This window comes from Massilia scottii (assembly GCF_030846495.1).
GTDB classification, from domain to species: domain Bacteria; phylum Pseudomonadota; class Gammaproteobacteria; order Burkholderiales; family Burkholderiaceae_D; genus Telluria_A; species Telluria_A violaceinigra.
Window position 1 is genome coordinate 1 of sequence record NZ_JAVCWM010000014.1, and the last position, 15,029, is coordinate 15,029.

Consider the following 15,029-nt stretch of genomic DNA (forward strand, 5'->3'; position numbering starts at 1 on the left):
TTGGCCAGAGTTCGTGCTTCGTTGGCTCTTGCATGTTCGTGACTCCTGAGTTGATGGAGCCCCGATTCTGGATGCCGAAAATTAGCAATGGAAGGTGGGGTAAATAGACCGCTTACACTCGATCAGTCGTTGTGGGGGAATTTTTTTTGCCAGCTCCAGTTCTCGTTCCAAGAGAGGCGGCGTGCCATATTTGAACTCGAAAGCGTAAGTGCCGCCGGCATCCATCATAAACTTTAACCAAGTCCACTTCTCAACGCCATTGTCGGGCTGACCTTCGCTCAGCTCATACAACAACGTGTGGCATTCACCCGACAAACCAAATTGATGTTTGGCGTCCGTTTCAAAGTAGAACGCTTTGTAAACTACCCGCCTGTCCCCATCGACGATGCTGTTCTCATAGAGCAATTCGATCCTGTCCCACGCGGTGGTCATGAGGTAGGCCAGCTCTAAAGCAATTTCCTTTTGAAGTTCAACAATTCCCATCACTTTAAACCTCCGGCTATTTCTACTGGGCGGGCGCAAATGCAGGCCTAATTTTGAAACAATATTCAGCAGAACAATGAAGCGCTATTACGGCAAATGAGTGCCACCGTTGCACAAAGCGATCCCGGAGTAGCCGCCCTGTCACCGCCGTCGAGTACAATCGGCAGGGACCGGCCAGATCCGGACGTTGCAGCTGTTGAAACAATATTGCGGTGGTCACCATCGGATTGCTTGTTACCATTGCCATCAGCTGCGCTGGTATCACGTATCAGCCTTCCGCGTCTTCCACGCCAGCCAATAATGTGAGCAAGTATCCGTATCGAGCGGCTTCATCAAATGATGATCAAAGCCAGCTATCCGCGTCCCTTCGCGATCATGTTCTTGGCCATAGCCTGTCACTGCAATTAGCAAGGCGCCGGCCGTTTCCGGCTGTGCCCGTAAGAACCGGGCAAGCGTATTACCATCCATTTCGGGTAAGCCGATGGACGGACTGCGGCCGCCAGTCGCAATAGATCAGTCGTCCGTCTCCAATTTCGCGGAGGCGAAATCAGGCATCGACCTCGTTCATTGAGCACGGCATGTCATTAATGCTGGTGTGCGCATTCCTCGATGACGTGGTTGACGCTTGATTCTCATCGATCAGTTTGTTTGCCAGAAGCTAGCCTGAACGTAACACCTCCATCCCATTCTCGGGGCTCAACGCGGATCAACTGATGGAGCATGCAAGCACCGTCAGCTCCCCGCATCGCCCTCCCGGCGCTCTCTGGCCACGATCAATTCGGTGTAGTCGTTCGCCCAGCCTTCGTTGTGTGCCTGCTCCAACAGCGCGATGCCGCCGGCGGTATCCTGCTGATCAAGCAGCCACTTGGCCTCGGCAGTGTAGAAAGCGGCATCGCCGCTGCCGTCCGCGATGCGCTTGCGGCGCAATGCCGAGGCCTCTTCGGGCCGGCCGGCGGCCTGCAGGGCGCTTGCCAAGATCGAATCGGTGTAGTCGTCCGTGTAGCCCTTGCTGCGTGCTTGCTCCAGCAGCGCGATGGCGCCGTCGGCGTCGTGCTGATCGAGCAGCCACTTGGCTTCGCCGTTGTAGAAAACGACATTGCCGCTGCCGTCCGCGATGTGCTTGCGGCGCAATGCCGAGGCATCTTCGGGTCGGCCGGCCGCCTGCAGGGCGCTCGCCAGGATCGATACGGTGTAGTCGTTCGCGCAGCCCCTGATGCGTGCCTGCTCCAACAGCGCCATGGCGCCGGCAGTGTCGTGCTGATCGAGCAGCCACTTGGCTTCGTCGCTGTAGAAAATGGCATTGCCGCTGCCGTCCGCGATGAGCTTACGGCGCAATGCCGAGGCATCTTCGGGCCGGCCCGCCGCCTGCAGGGCGCCAGCCAGGGTCGATTCGGTGTAGTCGTTAGCGCAGCCCCTGATGCGTGCCTGCTCCAACAGCGCGATGGCGCCGGCAGTGTCGTGCTGATCGAGCAGCCACTTGGCTTCGTCGCTGTAGAAAGCGGCATTGCCGCTGCCGTCCGCGATGTGCTTGCGGCGCAATGCCGAGGCCTCTTCGGGCCGGCCCGCCGCCTGCAGGGCGCCCGCCAGGGTCGACTCGGTGTAGTCGTTCGCGCAGCCCCTGATGCGTGCCTGCTCCAACAGCGCGATGGCGCCGGCAGTGTCGTGCTGATCGAGCAGCCACCTGGCTTCGTCGCTGTAGAAAGCGGAATTGCCGCTGCCGTCCGCGATGTGCTTGCGGCGCAATGCCAAGGCCTCTTCGGGCCGGCCGGCGGCCTGCAGGGCGCTCGCCAGCATCGACTCGGTGTAGTCGTCCGCGCAGCCCTTGCGGCGTGCCTGCTCCAACAGCGCGACGGCGCCGGCGATGTCGTCTTGATCGAGCAGCCACTTGGCTTCGTCGCTGTAGAAAGCGGCATCGCCGCTGCCGTCCGCGATGTGCTTGCGGCGCAATGCCGAGGCCTCTTCAGGCCGGCCCGCCGCCTGCAGGGCGCCCGCCAGGATCACCGCCACCTGTTCGTTGATGGCAACTGCCGGCGCGTTCGCGATGGCGGCTAAAAACTCTTGCAAAGCTCGCTCGCCGCAACTAATGGCGGCATGGCCGAAGTTGGCCCAGGAGGGGGGGAAGCTCGGGTAAATCTGCGCGGCCGTGCGAAACAACTCCAGCGCGCGTGCATCGTCCTTGCCGTACAGCTTGCGGCGGTATTCGCCAAGAAAGCGCATGGCCTTGCCATCGTCGGGGGCAACTTTGAGCAGATAGTCGAGGACGATACAGACCCGCTCGGCCTGTCGCGGGCCTTGCGCCACGAGCGATTTCTCCATGCGCCACAGGATCGAGGCCGCTTCGCCCGGCCGCCGGCCCAGCAATTCCGCAGCGATTTCGGTAATGCGCCACGTTTCGCCGGCTTGCTCCAGATGGTACAAGGCTTCCAGCGCGCGTCGGATGTTCGCTTCAAGCAGATTGTTCTGGCCCTGCAGGTCGCTCATCCAGAAACTGGCGATATGACGTTGCAGGTCGAGCGTACGCGCCGCATCCGGCGCCAGTTTGTGTGCCTGCTCGGCCGCCAAGTCGTGTAGATAGAACCACTCCGCGTCTTCGGCCAACAGGCGGCGGCGGATCAGCGACTCGCCGGCCGCCGAGCTAGTCATCACGGTCTCAAGCCGTGCCAGGTGGCTGTAATGCAGGCCGCTACGGTACAGCGAACAGGCGTATAGCAGTGCGCGTTCGGGCGGGGCCAGCACGTTTTCGTAGATGTCGCGAAACAGCTTGGCATACAGTTCGAGCGCATAGTCGTCGGCGTACTGGCGCAAAACCTGCTCCGGCGTTGTCTTTTTTTCCGCCGCCAGTTGTGCCAGCAACGCCAGTCCGAAAGCATGGGCGCCTCGCCCATGGCCGCCGCCCATGCGCTGGAAAATATAGTCAATCTGCGTCTTATTTAGCGTCCAACCGCCGCAGTCAGACACGGGCGGGGAGGCAAGGTACTGCTTCATCGCCGCCCTCGGCAGGCCGCTCGCCTCAATGGTCGTCAGCTCCTCGGGTGCTTCCCGCGTTTCGAGCACGATCACGCTGCCGGAATAAGCCTTCACCAGCGCGGACAGCAGGTCGGCGATGCCAACGCACTCAGGGCGCCAACGGCCGCCGTTGAACCACAGATGCCCCCGTTCTATATGCAAAAAGAAGGCTGGCGTGCGCGCGCTCATGGCCAGCAGTTTGGCCGCCATTTCCTGTGCATTGGCGGCGACGGGCAGACGGGGCCGCTCGTCGTAAATACACAGTAAGTTCGCCAGTGCGCCGAATAGGTCGGCGGCTCCACCGTGCTCCTGTGCGACGTGGGTGTGCATGCGTAAGTGGCGCCATGCAGGGAGCTGGCGCAACTCCCTAGCGATGACGGTTTTGCCCGCGCCGGTTAGGCCGCACAGGGCCAGCAGAGGGGTTCTTTGCAATTGCAGGGAACAGTTTTCCAGGATGTCGTCGAGCCCGTAGTGTCCGCGCGCCGCCGCGCCGTCCGGTACCGCCTCGGCAGGCGTGGCGGGGCCGGCCGGCGGGGGAGTGACGGGCGCCACTGCCGACGCACCATCGTCGTGCAGGCTCATCAGAAATGGGGCAAGGTCGGCGTAATTGTCGCCATAGGCGAGCGGCTGCAACCACGGTGCGTCAGCGAGCTTCTCCTGAAAGCCTTTGACATCTGCGTCGCGACACAGCAAGTAGTGACGCGGCACCACGTCGTGAAGCGCGTCACGAGCCCATTCGATGAGCCGGGCGAAATTCGGATCGAGCACCGTGTCGCCGCAACCGACGAATAGCAGCGTGCGATTGATGGCAAGCGATTTGAGCACGGCAGCTGCGTGTCCATCATCTTTGACCGTGTCATAACTGCGCGAGCCGAGTACGACGGATTCCGGTTCCGTATAGTGGCCATGCAGGTGCAATACGGCATTGTTCGCCGTACTCGCCAATACCTTCTCAACCTTGTTTGACTCGCGCCATGTGACGGCGGACCGGCCCGTGGCGTCCTCAATCAGATTGTCATAGTTTAAGGTGGCAAGCCAGCCCGGCATGGTCCTGAGTGCCATAAGGATAGGAGGTAGTGGATCAGGCGCCTTGATTTGGCCGATCGTGTCTTCCAGCCAACCCCTGAAAACGCCAAGCGAGCTTTTTCTCATCCTTTGCGTAATGTCTTCGGCCACCAGAAGCAGTAAGCTGATGGTACCGATCTTTATCAATCCGCGATGCGCATCAGCTTCGTCTCCGGTCATGAGATTATTACTTCGGCAATACTCGACACCGTACGCCAGTAGACCTTGCCATGTCGCCACTGCGTGATCCGCTATTTTCAGGCCAGGGCAGGCAGCGACGGAAACGCCGGTGCCAACAACGGTGACGACGTTGCCGACGGCAAGGGCGGCCTTTAATTTGTCGATCTTTATTTGTTTCATCAGGATGCTCATGGGCGGGGCGCGGAGTTGCGAAGAAAACATTTTCAGAGTATCTGTTGAGTATCAGTTGCTGTCAACGAGGATGCGGGGTAATCCCCCATCGCCCTGCGCCAAGCAGGGCGGCAACAAGTCCCACATGCACAAAGATGCCGTTTCCTATCGCGTGTTGGCACAGCAGCCAGGAGCTGCCGTTCGCGCAATACGACACTGCTTACCTCTGTTGAACAGCTAACCTCATTGGATTTCCTCGCGGCAGATGCGCGCGCATAAGCTATCAAGCGTTTGGAATATCGATTCCTCATTGATACCTAAGCTATATAGGTCTTGCAAAACCTCCTTACGCAGATTGGCTGGAAAGTCAATTCTAGCTAGATATTTGCAAGGCTTTTGTTCTCCAAAATAGTGGGTAAGCGGACTGGACGACGAACCATGGACGGTAAAGCAGCCTTGCTGACTCTTAATTCGCGAATTCGAGTATGGCGACTCCAATGCGATTGGCATTTCAGGAAGCGGTAGCACTTCCCCACGCTGAAGTGCTTCGGGGAGATAAGCATCAAGGTTGAACTCGCCTACAGTCGTTTTGATGATGCGATCGTCCAGTCCACCGGGACAATGCACCTCTCCAAGGGACATGGTGTGTGAATTGAGATCATGCGGTTGCAAGCTCCAAACGGAGAATTTCTCGTTTGGGTCGGCGGTCTGAGTCGCGGCAAAGTAAAGCGCGACCAAAGGAGATTTTGTCCAGTCAAGCAATCGCGTGGGCAGGCCATGGTGTTGCATTAACGCGAAGGTTTCCCATGGATTGGTTGGTCTCAACGTATAGGATTGATAATTGACCAAAAAACTATGAACAAAGTTCGATTCCCAATCGCGCTGGCCTCGCCATATCAGTCCAGGGACAAGTGCAAATCGTGAACTGCCGGCACCACGAAACCACGATTCTGAGTTTTTTGACCCACGCGAGAGAATGGTGACTTTCTCTATGAAGCTCACGACAGAATCAACTTCAATAGATCGAGCCGTCATGGAATATCTCCTATTTTAAGATTAGAAATACTACTACGAGATGTTGAGTTAAGGCGGGAAATGCGCATTGGGAAGCAGCCGACGAGATCCTGTGCTTGCCGCAAAGGTCGAGTAAGCGAACGGCAGCTTTGGGGCGGAAGCCGACGTACGCGGCCGCAGTCCGGGCGCTAAGATGACGGCCGTGTTCGCAGCCGGACTGATGCCATGGCCCAAGAACTTTTTCCCGAAGACCTTTGGTCGCTTATAGAAGCTCATCTTCCAACTCACCATAGATTGCCGAAAGGTGGGCGACCGCGAATCAACGATGGTGCAGCCCTAACGGTAATCTTGTTTGTCCTCAGAACCGGAATACCTTGGGAGTACCTGCCGCGTGAGCTTGGGTGCGGCAGCGGCATGACGTCCTGGCGTCTCCTTCACGAATGGATGCAAGCGGGTGTTTGGCAGAGCGTCGACGAGGCAGTCCTGCGTCGCCTGTTGGAGGTACGTCGAGATGTTTTGTTAGGGGCTCTTAAGCCCCGATCCGCTTCCAGTACAACAGCGTGCCCGTCAGGCTGCCTTGGGGCTTGAGCGCATAGTCGGGAATCTCGCCGGCCAGGGTGAAGCCATGTTTCGAGTAGAGCCCGGCAGCGCCGCCCTCGCTAGCGGTATCAAGCACCAGCAGGGTTTTGCCGCTTGCCACGGCAGCAGCCTCGGCAGCTTGCAGCAGGGCCGCCGCGATGCCGCGTCCCCGGCAGCGCGGCAAGGTCATCATCTTGGCGATTTCCGCGCGGTGCGGCTGGTTGGGCGGGCAGTCGAGCAGCAGGCTGACTGTCGCCACCAGTTGATCGTTCTCAAAAGCGCCGAACACGATGCGCTGGCCATCCGCCGCCGCTTGCAACGCGCGTTCCCAGAAGGCCCGCGCTTCCGAGGGTGCTAGCGGATCCATGAAGCCGACCGAGCCGCCTCGGGCGACCACCTCCGCCAGCAGTCCCGCGAGGGTGTCGATCAGTGCCGGCGTGGCCGCCAGCGGACGAATTTGAATGGTGGGCATGCGATCAGCTCCTTGAAAGAACAACCAGGTAACGGCAGGTATCTGCCCCATCATTGGCAATCGTCACCTCGGACGGCGGCCCGAAGCCGAGGCAGTCGCCGGCCTCCAGGCGGTGCTGTTCGCCGCCCTCCACCACCGTCAGCGGCCCCGCCTGCACCCAGATCGCCTGACGGATGTGCGCGTACGACGACGCCGGCAGCACCACCCGTTGGCCGGGCGGCATGTCGACCTGCACGATTTCCACGGGGTGATCGGGGCGCGCGTAGATTTGCCGGCGCACGTAGCCGCTGTCCGGATCGCGCCACAAAGGCTGCTGCGCCGCGCGCATGACGCGGCTGGCGTCGTCATGGCCTTCCGCGCGCAGCAGCAGGCCGGCAAGCGTCAGGTCGAAGGCGCCGGCCAGCCGCACCAGGATGACCGCCGTGGGGCTGGTCTCTTCGCGTTCGATCTTGCTGATGGTGGCCTTGGCAACGCCGGAACGGGCCGCCAGATCCGCCAGCGACCAGCCACGCGCATCGCGCTCCAGACGCAGCCGGCGGGCAATGGCAGCGCTTGTGTCGTCTTTTAATGCATCCATTCGTCCAATATAATGGACAGAATCGCCGAGCACAAGCCCCTGGAGGCAATAAAAAAGGCAGCGCCGGAGTTGCCGGGGCTGCCTTTCGCAGTTGCGTTACCGCTTGTATCAGCTGTTGAAGCCCTTGCCTTCGGCGGCGAGGCGCACCATCAGCGGGGCTGGCGTCCAGGCGTCGCCATGACGGCCCTTGGCGTACTTCTCCATCGCCATCAGCACATTGGCCAGACCGACCGTATCGGCATAGAACATCGGACCGCCGCGGAACACAGGGAAGCCGTAGCCGGTCAGGTACACCATATCGATATCGGAAGCGCGCATTGCAATGCCCTCTTCCAGGATGCGTGCGCCTTCGTTGACCAGCGAATACACCAGACGCTCGACGATTTCTTCATCGCTGATCTTGCGGCGCTCGACGCCGATGTCGGCCGAGTGCTTGACGATCATGTCGTTGACGTCTTTCGAGGCGTAGGCCTTGCGGTCGCCGGCCTTGTAGTCGTACCAGCCCGAGCTGGTTTTCTGGCCATAGCGGCCCATTTCGCACAGCAGGTCGGCGGTTTTCGAGTACGTGATTTCAGGCGACTCGACATAGCGGCGCTTGCGGATGTACCAGCCGATATCGTTGCCGGCCAGGTCGCCCATGCGGAACGGACCCATCGCAAAGCCGAATTTCTCGACGGCTTTATCAACCTGTTCCGGCAGGCAGCCTTCTTCCAGCAGGAAACCGGCCTGGCGGCTGTACTGCTCGATCATGCGGTTGCCGATGAAGCCGTCGCACACGCCCGACACCACGCCGGTCTTGCGCAGTTTTTTCGACAGCGCCAGGGTGGTGGCCAGCACGTCCTTGCCCGTCTTGGCGCCGCGCACGATTTCCAGCAGCTTCATCACATTGGCCGGGCTGAAGAAGTGGGTACCGACCACGTCCTGCGGGCGGCTGGTGAAGCCGGCGATCTTGTTCACATCCAGGGTCGAGGTGTTCGACGCCAGGATCGCGCCCGGCTTCATCACCGCGTCGAGCTGCTTGAAGACCGATTCCTTCACGCCCATGTCTTCGAACACGGCTTCGACGACGATGTCGGCCTGGGCGATGTCGGCGTAATTGAGCGTGCCGCTGATGAGGCCGACGCGCTGTTCAAATTTCTCGGGCGTGAGCTTGCCCTTTTTCATTGTGTTTTCGTAGTTCTTGCGGATCGTCGCGATGCCTTTGTCGAGCGCTTCCTGCTTGGTTTCGAGCAGGATGACGGGAATGCCGGCGTTGACGAAGTTCATCGCGATGCCGCCGCCCATGGTGCCGGCGCCGATGATGGCGGCCTGCTTGATCTCGCGCGTTGGCGTGTCGGCTGGCACGTCCGGAATCTTGCTGGCGAGGCGCTCGGCGAAGAAGGCGTGGCGCAGCGACTTCGATTCCGGCGTCTGGATCAGGTGCAGGAAGCGTTCGCGCTCGAACTTGATGCCGTCTTCAAACTTCCTGGTGACCGACGCGGCCACGGTTTCGACGCATTCGAGCGGTGCCGGGAAAGCGCCGGACATGGCCTTGACGGTGTTGCGCGAAAATTGCAGGAAAGCTTCGTGGTTCGGGTAGTTGACCTTGCGGTCGCGCACACGCGGCAGCGGACGCACATCGGCGACCTTGTTGGCGAAGGCCACGGCCGAATCGATCAGGTTGGCGTCGGAGGCAAAGACTTCGTCGAACAGCGCGGTGCCGGCGAATTTTTCCGATGGCACCGGGGTGCCGGAGACGATCATGTTCAGGGCCATTTCAAGGCCGACCACGCGCGGCAGGCGCTGGGTGCCGCCGGCGCCCGGCAGCAGGCCGAGCTTGACTTCGGGCAGCGCGATTTGCGCGCCGGGCATGGCGACGCGGTAATTGCAGCCCAGCGCCAGTTCGAGGCCGCCGCCCATGCAGACCGTGTGAATGGCGGCGACGACCGGTTTGGTCGAGCTTTCGGCGACCTGGATCAGCGAGTGCAGTGACGGTTCGGTGAGGGCCTTGGGCGAATTGAATTCCTTGATGTCGGCGCCACCGGAAAACGCCTTGCCGGCGCCGGTGATGACGATCGCCTTGACGGCGTCGTCCGCCAGCGCGCGGCGAATGCCGGCGACCGCGGCGGTACGCGTCTCAAGACCCAGTCCGTTGACCGGTGGATTGTTCAGTGTGATGACGGCAACGCTGCCATTGACCAGGTATTCGGCGCTCATGTCTCTTCCTTTGTTAGTGGGTTCAGCAGTCTTCGACTATACATCATAATAGAACGGTCGTATTATTTTTTGTGAGGGGAGAATGGAGGACCCTGGGTTCCCGCCAGGCCGCAGCTACACCTCCAACCACTCCTTCCGTACCCCCGCATCCGCCCTCAACTCCTGCGGCGTCCCCTCGAACACGATCGCCCCATGCCCCATCACATACACCCGCTGCGAAATCTCCAGCGCGATGGCCAGTTTCTGCTCCACCAGCAGCACCGAAATCCCCTTCTCCTTCAACGCCAATAAATACTCCGCCACCAGCGCCACAATCTTCGGCGCCAGTCCTTCGGTCGGCTCGTCGATCATGATCAAATCCGGATCGCCCATCAAACTGCGGCACAAGGTGAGCATCTGCTGCTCCCCGCCCGACAGAAACCCGGCCGCCACCGTGCGCCGTTCCAGCAGGCGCGGGAACATGTTGTACATATCGTCGAGCGACCAGCGTCCGACCACGCCAGTCTTCTTTTGCCCCAGAATCAGATTCTGTTCCACCGTCAGGGTTGGAAAAATATCGCGGTTCTCCGGCACATACGCCAACCCCTTGTGCGCAATCTGGAACGCCTTCAGTCCCAGCACTTCCTCCCCCTTGAACAGCACCGACCCGGTGGCATTGACCTGCCCCATCACCGCCTTGACCAGGGTCGAGCGCCCCACGCCATTACGGCCCAGCAGGCTGACAATCTCGCCTTTGCCGATCTGCAGATCGACGCCGTGCAGAATATGGCCCTTGCCGTAAAACGCATGCAGGTTCTTAATCTCCAGAATGGCGCTCATGCGGCGTCCTCGCTGCCTTCGTGGCCCAGATAGGCTGCCTGCACGGCGGCATTCGAGCGGATATTGGCCGGCGTATCGCAGGCAATCACCTCGCCATAGACCAGCACCGCGATTTTGTCGGCCAGCCCGAACACCACGCTCATATCGTGCTCCACCATCACCAGCGACTTGCCCACGGTGACCTTGCGGATCAATTCGACCGCCGCATCCGATTCCGAACGGCTCATGCCGGCGGTCGGCTCGTCGAGCAGAATCACATCGGCACCGCCGGCAATGGTGATGCCGATTTCCAGCGCGCGCTGTTCGGCATAGGTCAGCACGCCGGCCAATACCTTGCGCTGGCGCTGCATGCCGATCTGCTCCAATACCTCTTCCGCGCGTTCATGGGCGTCGCGCAAGCCATTCAAACGCTGCCAGAACGAGTATTTATACCCGAGCGACCACAATACCGCGCAGCGCAGGTTTTCATACACCGACAGCCGCTCGAACAGATTACTGATCTGGAAGCTGCGCGATAGCCCGAGCCGGTTGATCTCGAACGGGCGCAAGCCGCTGATGCTGTTCCCGTTGAGGCAAATATCGCCCGACGAAATATCGAACCGGCCCGATACCAGATTGAACAAGGTCGATTTACCGGCGCCGTTCGGGCCGATCACCGCGCAGCGTTCGCCTTTTTGCACGGTCAGGCTGGCGCCACGGATGATCTCGGAACGCCCGAAACTCTTGCGCACGTCTTTCAGTTCAAGTGCGGCCGTCGTCATGCGACACCTCCACGCTGTTGTGCCACGATTTCCGCATTAACGTCACTCCAGACTGCGTAATATCCCGGCTGGAAGCGCCGGTAGCCCACAAAGCCAGCGGCCAGCAGCGCGCCGGCCACCAGCCACGGTCCGGCCGTTTTGGTATCGATCTCCTGTCCGAAACGGGTCATGACGCTGCCGTTGGCGGCGTCCAGGGTCAGGTGGTAGAGCATTTCGGTGCCCATCACCATGCCCGCCAGAGCGGCCAGCACGCATGCGCCCACTGCCAGCAGCGGCTTCCAGATGCGCGCGAACTTGCGCGCGCTGGCGACCCGCAGCAGCATCAGGATCAGGCTGGCCAGTCCGGCCGGGGCGTAGCGCACCAGCAGAACGAAGAACAGGCCCAGATACAGTTGCCACGCTGGCGTGAAGTCCGACAGCATCACGGAAAAGAAAATGCCGACAATGGTGCCGAGCAAGGGACCGAAGAAAAAGCCAATCCCGCCGATGAACACGAACAGCAAGATGCTGCCCGACCGGATGGCGCTGACATTCTCGGCGCTGACGATCTCGAAGTTGATCGCCGACAGTCCGCCCGAAATGCCGGCGAAGAAGGCCGACAGGATCAGTGTCAGGTAGCGCACCCATTGCGTGTCGTAGCCGATGAATTCGACGCGTTCGGGATTGTCGCGCACGGCATTGGCCATGCGCCCGAGCGGCGTTTGCGTGAAGGCGAACATGGCCACCGTGCTCACGAACAGCCACGCGGCGATCAGGTAATACACCTGCACCTGCGGCCCGTAGGTGATGCCCAGGAAGGCTTCGCCGCGCACCCGGTTGGTGGTGATGCCGCCCTCGCCGCCAAAAAAGCCGGGAAACATCAGCGAGCTGGCAAACACCAGTTCCACCAGGCCCAGGGTGATCATGGCGAAAGTGGTGCCGGATTTCTTGGTGGTCACGTAACCGAACAGCACGCCGAAGCCCATGCCGGCCACGCCGCCCACCAGCGGAATGAGCGAGGTCGGCACCAGCGCGCCGAAGCCGGCATGGTTCATCGCGTGGATGGCAAAGAAGGCGCCCAGCCCGGAATAGACGGCGTGGCCGAACGACAGCATGCCGCCTTGCCCCAGCAGCATGTTGTAGGACAGGCCGAAAATCATCACGGTGCCGATCTGGGACAGGATCGACAGCGCCGCGCCCTTGGTAAAGATCAGCGGGGCCAGCACCAGGATCAGCGCAAAGCCGCCCCACACGAGGTAGCGCCCGAGGTTCAGGGGAGTGTAGGTGAGCCTCATTCGCGTGTTCCCATCAAGCCCTTGGGCCGGAAAATCAGGATCAGGACCAGCAGCAGGAACGGCAGGATGGCCGCGCTTTGCGAAATGGTCAGTTTCAGTACCTCGTAGCCGGGCGTGTCCATGGTGATGTTGGCGCCGATGCCGTTGAGTAAGGTCATCAGCGAGTAATCGAGCGCCACGGCGAACGTTTGCAGCACGCCGATCAGGATCGAGGCATAAAAGGCCCCGGCCAGCGACCCCATGCCGCCGACCACGACCACCACGAAGATGATGCTGCCGACCGTGGCGGCCATGCCCGGCTCGGTCACGAAGGCATTGCCGCCGATGACGCCCGCCAGCCCGGCCAGTGCGCAACCGCCGCCGAACACCCACATGAAGATGCGCGGCACGTTGTGGCCGAGCGCCTCGACCGCGTCCGGATGGCTGAGCGCCGCCTGGATCACCAGCCCGACCCGGGTGCGCGTGAGCACCAGGTAAATACCGGCCAGCATCGACAGCGCCACCAGCATCATGAAGCCGCGGTAGATCGGAAAACTGGTCGAGAACAGGGTGAACAGCGGTCCGTCGAGCTCCTTCGGAATCGGATACGGCACCGCCGCCCTGCCCCATATCAGCTGGACCAGCTCGACGACCAGGAAGGACAGGCCGAAGGTAAAGAGCAGTTCGGGAATGTGGCCGTATTTATGCAGGGGACGCAGGCCGTAGCGCTCGACCAGCGCGCCGATCAGGCCGACCGCGACGGGCGCGAGCACCAGTGCCGGCCAGAATCCGAGCACGCTGCTGATGGTGTAGGCGATGTAGGCGCCGAGCATGTAGAAACTGGCGTGCGCAAAGTTGAGCACGCCCATCATGCTGAAGATCAGGGTCAGGCCGGACGAGAGCATGAACAGCAGCAGTCCGTAACTGATCCCGTTCAGCAGGGTGAACAGTGTGAATTCCATAGGTGTGATCAGGTTGGGTGGGCGTACGGGCCCCACCATGGTCGGAAACGCGAAGGTGGTGGACACGCGCGCCGTCGTTACCGGAACCGGGCCCGTCCACCCTGCAGTCGTGCCGGGGCTGGGCCGGCCGGCTTGTGGCCGGGCGGCGCGCCCCGCGGCCGTGGCGTTACGCCCCGGGCCGCTTCATCTGGCAGGAAGTCGGCTGGTTCGCCAGGTAGGCGTCGATCTTCTTGTCCATTCTCCAGCCGTAGCCGGTATTTTCCTGGTCGTACTTGATGTCCTTGCCGTTGGTCTTGGTCCAGGTGCCGATGTACAGCGGCTGCTGCAGCTGGTGGTCGGCCTTGTTCATGATGACTTCGCCGTTGATGCTGTTGAACTTGGCGCCTTCCAGGGCGAACGCCACTTTCACGGGGTCGGTGGTCCTGGCGGTCTTGATGGCCTGGGACAGCATGCCGATGGCGCTGTGGGTCTGGGCCGCGTAGTAATCGTCGTTGTATTTCTTCTTGAACGCTTCGACGATGTCCTTGCCGAGGAACTTGTCGTTGTTGACCATCCAGTTGCCGACGATCTTGACGCGGTCGGCGCCGGCCGCGCCCATGGCCGTCGGCACGCCCGTGGTGACGCCGTAGTAGGTGTAGAAGTTGGCCTTGAGGTCGGCGTCCTTGGCGGCGCGGATCAGGAGCGCCAGGTCGGCGCCCCAGTTGCCGGTGATGACGGTATCGGCGCCGGAAGCCTTGATCTTGGCGATGTAGGGCGAGAAATCCTTGACCTGGGCGATCGGGTGCAGGTCGTCGCCGGCGATCTTGATGTCCGGGCGCTTGCGTTTCAGGTATTCCTTGGCGGCGCGGCTGACGGCCTGGCCGAAGGCATAGTTCTGGCCGATGATGTAGACGCTCCTGATATCCTTGTTGGGCGCCATGTAGGAGGTCAGCGCCTCCATTTTCATGTCGGAATTGGCGTCGAAGCGGAAGTGCCAGAAGCTGCACTTGCTGTTGGTCATGTCGGGATCGATGGCCGCATAGTTCAGGAACACGACTTCCTTGCCCGGATTGCGCTCGTTGTGCTTGTTGATCGCATCGAGCAGGGCCAGGCCGACGCCGGAGCCGCTGCCCTGGGTGATGTAGCGGTAGCCCTGGTCGATGACGGTCTTGAGCAGGGTGAGGGATTCCTGTGGACTGGCCTTGTTGTCGAAGCCGACCACCTCGACCTTGTGCTCGCCGGCCCACTTTTGCTGGGTGGCCATGTCGGCGATCAGCTGGAAGCTCTTGAGCTGGTTCTGCCCGACCGGCGCGAAGGGCCCCGATAGAGGGTCGATGTAGGCAATCTTCACGGTTTCAGCCTGGGCCGAAGCCGACAGCAATGCAAACGAAACAGCCAGTGTCAACGGGCGAATAGTCTTGATCATGCGTCTCCATCCTTCTCTATTGTCTATGCGGGTCTGATGCCCTTGCAGCGAGTGCTGCCCATCTGGTGCTTGAAACCTCTTCTTGA

Annotated in this window: 11 protein-coding genes and 2 pseudogenes; 1 reads left to right on the forward strand and 12 read right to left on the reverse strand. The window is 61.0% G+C overall.

What is annotated here, in order from left to right:
- Positions 1 to 81 precede the first annotated feature (81 nt).
- From RBA41_RS19665 to RBA41_RS19680, 4 genes and pseudogenes are all read right to left on the reverse strand, one after another.
- On the reverse strand, positions 82 to 486 hold the full coding sequence (locus tag RBA41_RS19665) for a hypothetical protein (protein WP_306625959.1): 405 nt from the start codon (positions 484 to 486) through the stop codon (positions 82 to 84).
- A 258-nt stretch (positions 487 to 744) separates the two neighbouring features.
- Positions 745 to 966, reverse strand: a pseudogene (locus tag RBA41_RS19670) (response regulator); the annotation flags it as partial.
- Positions 967 to 1,215: 249 nt separating this feature from the next.
- Positions 1,216 to 4,926: an SIR2 family protein gene (locus tag RBA41_RS19675; RefSeq protein WP_306625960.1), complete on the reverse strand. Its 3,711-nt coding sequence runs from the start codon at positions 4,924 to 4,926 to the stop codon at positions 1,216 to 1,218.
- 222 nt (positions 4,927 to 5,148) lie between these two features.
- The gene (locus RBA41_RS19680; protein WP_306625961.1) at positions 5,149 to 5,940 is read right to left on the reverse strand and encodes an FRG domain-containing protein; all 792 of its coding nucleotides are present in this window, start codon (positions 5,938 to 5,940) and stop codon (positions 5,149 to 5,151) included.
- 204 nt (positions 5,941 to 6,144) lie between these two features.
- On the opposite strand from RBA41_RS19680, the pseudogene RBA41_RS19685 reads away from it, so the two are divergent.
- A pseudogene (locus RBA41_RS19685) lies at positions 6,145 to 6,420 on the forward strand (transposase); the annotation flags it as partial.
- A 28-nt stretch (positions 6,421 to 6,448) separates the two neighbouring features.
- Here the strand turns inward: RBA41_RS19685 and RBA41_RS19690 are convergent.
- The 8 genes from RBA41_RS19690 to RBA41_RS19725 form a co-directional block, all read right to left on the reverse strand.
- Complete coding sequence (locus tag RBA41_RS19690; protein WP_306625962.1) at positions 6,449 to 6,970, reverse strand: GNAT family N-acetyltransferase; 522 nt, start codon at positions 6,968 to 6,970, stop codon at positions 6,449 to 6,451.
- A 4-nt stretch (positions 6,971 to 6,974) separates the two neighbouring features.
- A complete protein-coding gene (locus RBA41_RS19695; RefSeq protein ID WP_306625963.1) occupies positions 6,975 to 7,547 on the reverse strand; it encodes a helix-turn-helix domain-containing protein in 573 nt (190 codons plus the stop codon).
- Positions 7,548 to 7,655: 108 nt separating this feature from the next.
- Positions 7,656 to 9,743 (reverse strand): 3-hydroxyacyl-CoA dehydrogenase NAD-binding domain-containing protein, encoded by a 2,088-nt coding sequence (locus RBA41_RS19700; RefSeq protein WP_306625964.1) that lies wholly within the window; start codon positions 9,741 to 9,743, stop codon positions 7,656 to 7,658.
- A gap of 114 nt (positions 9,744 to 9,857) precedes the next feature.
- Positions 9,858 to 10,562, reverse strand: a complete 705-nt coding sequence (locus RBA41_RS19705) for an ABC transporter ATP-binding protein (RefSeq protein WP_306625965.1) — start codon at positions 10,560 to 10,562, stop codon at positions 9,858 to 9,860.
- Entirely contained in the window at positions 10,559 to 11,323 is a 765-nt protein-coding gene (locus RBA41_RS19710; protein WP_306625966.1) for an ABC transporter ATP-binding protein, read from the reverse strand. The genes RBA41_RS19705 and RBA41_RS19710 overlap by 4 nt, the downstream gene beginning before the upstream one ends.
- On the reverse strand, positions 11,320 to 12,597 hold the full coding sequence (locus tag RBA41_RS19715) for a branched-chain amino acid ABC transporter permease (protein ID WP_306625967.1): 1,278 nt from the start codon (positions 12,595 to 12,597) through the stop codon (positions 11,320 to 11,322). The genes RBA41_RS19710 and RBA41_RS19715 overlap by 4 nt, the downstream gene beginning before the upstream one ends.
- Positions 12,594 to 13,538: a branched-chain amino acid ABC transporter permease gene (locus RBA41_RS19720; RefSeq protein ID WP_306625968.1), complete on the reverse strand. Its 945-nt coding sequence runs from the start codon at positions 13,536 to 13,538 to the stop codon at positions 12,594 to 12,596. The genes RBA41_RS19715 and RBA41_RS19720 overlap by 4 nt, the downstream gene beginning before the upstream one ends.
- A gap of 166 nt (positions 13,539 to 13,704) precedes the next feature.
- Positions 13,705 to 14,943, reverse strand: coding sequence for a branched-chain amino acid ABC transporter substrate-binding protein (locus RBA41_RS19725; protein WP_306625969.1), 1,239 nt, complete (start codon positions 14,941 to 14,943; stop codon positions 13,705 to 13,707).
- Between the last annotated feature and the right edge of the window lie 86 nt (positions 14,944 to 15,029).

Bases quoted from the DNA above. Each gene is read 5' to 3' on its own strand.
- RBA41_RS19675 (WP_306625960.1), bottom strand. From the start codon at position 4,926: ATGAGCATCCTGATGAAACAAATAAAGATCGACAAATTAAAGGCCGCC.
- RBA41_RS19680 (WP_306625961.1), bottom strand. From the start codon at position 5,940: ATGACGGCTCGATCTATTGAAGTTGATTCTGTCGTGAGCTTCATAGAG.
- RBA41_RS19690 (WP_306625962.1), bottom strand. From the start codon at position 6,970: ATGCCCACCATTCAAATTCGTCCGCTGGCGGCCACGCCGGCACTGATC.
- RBA41_RS19695 (WP_306625963.1), bottom strand. From the start codon at position 7,547: ATGGATGCATTAAAAGACGACACAAGCGCTGCCATTGCCCGCCGGCTG.
- RBA41_RS19700 (WP_306625964.1), bottom strand. From the start codon at position 9,743: ATGAGCGCCGAATACCTGGTCAATGGCAGCGTTGCCGTCATCACACTG.
- RBA41_RS19705 (WP_306625965.1), bottom strand. From the start codon at position 10,562: ATGAGCGCCATTCTGGAGATTAAGAACCTGCATGCGTTTTACGGCAAG.
- RBA41_RS19710 (WP_306625966.1), bottom strand. From the start codon at position 11,323: ATGACGACGGCCGCACTTGAACTGAAAGACGTGCGCAAGAGTTTCGGG.
- RBA41_RS19715 (WP_306625967.1), bottom strand. From the start codon at position 12,597: ATGAGGCTCACCTACACTCCCCTGAACCTCGGGCGCTACCTCGTGTGG.
- RBA41_RS19720 (WP_306625968.1), bottom strand. From the start codon at position 13,538: ATGGAATTCACACTGTTCACCCTGCTGAACGGGATCAGTTACGGACTG.
- RBA41_RS19725 (WP_306625969.1), bottom strand. From the start codon at position 14,943: ATGATCAAGACTATTCGCCCGTTGACACTGGCTGTTTCGTTTGCATTG.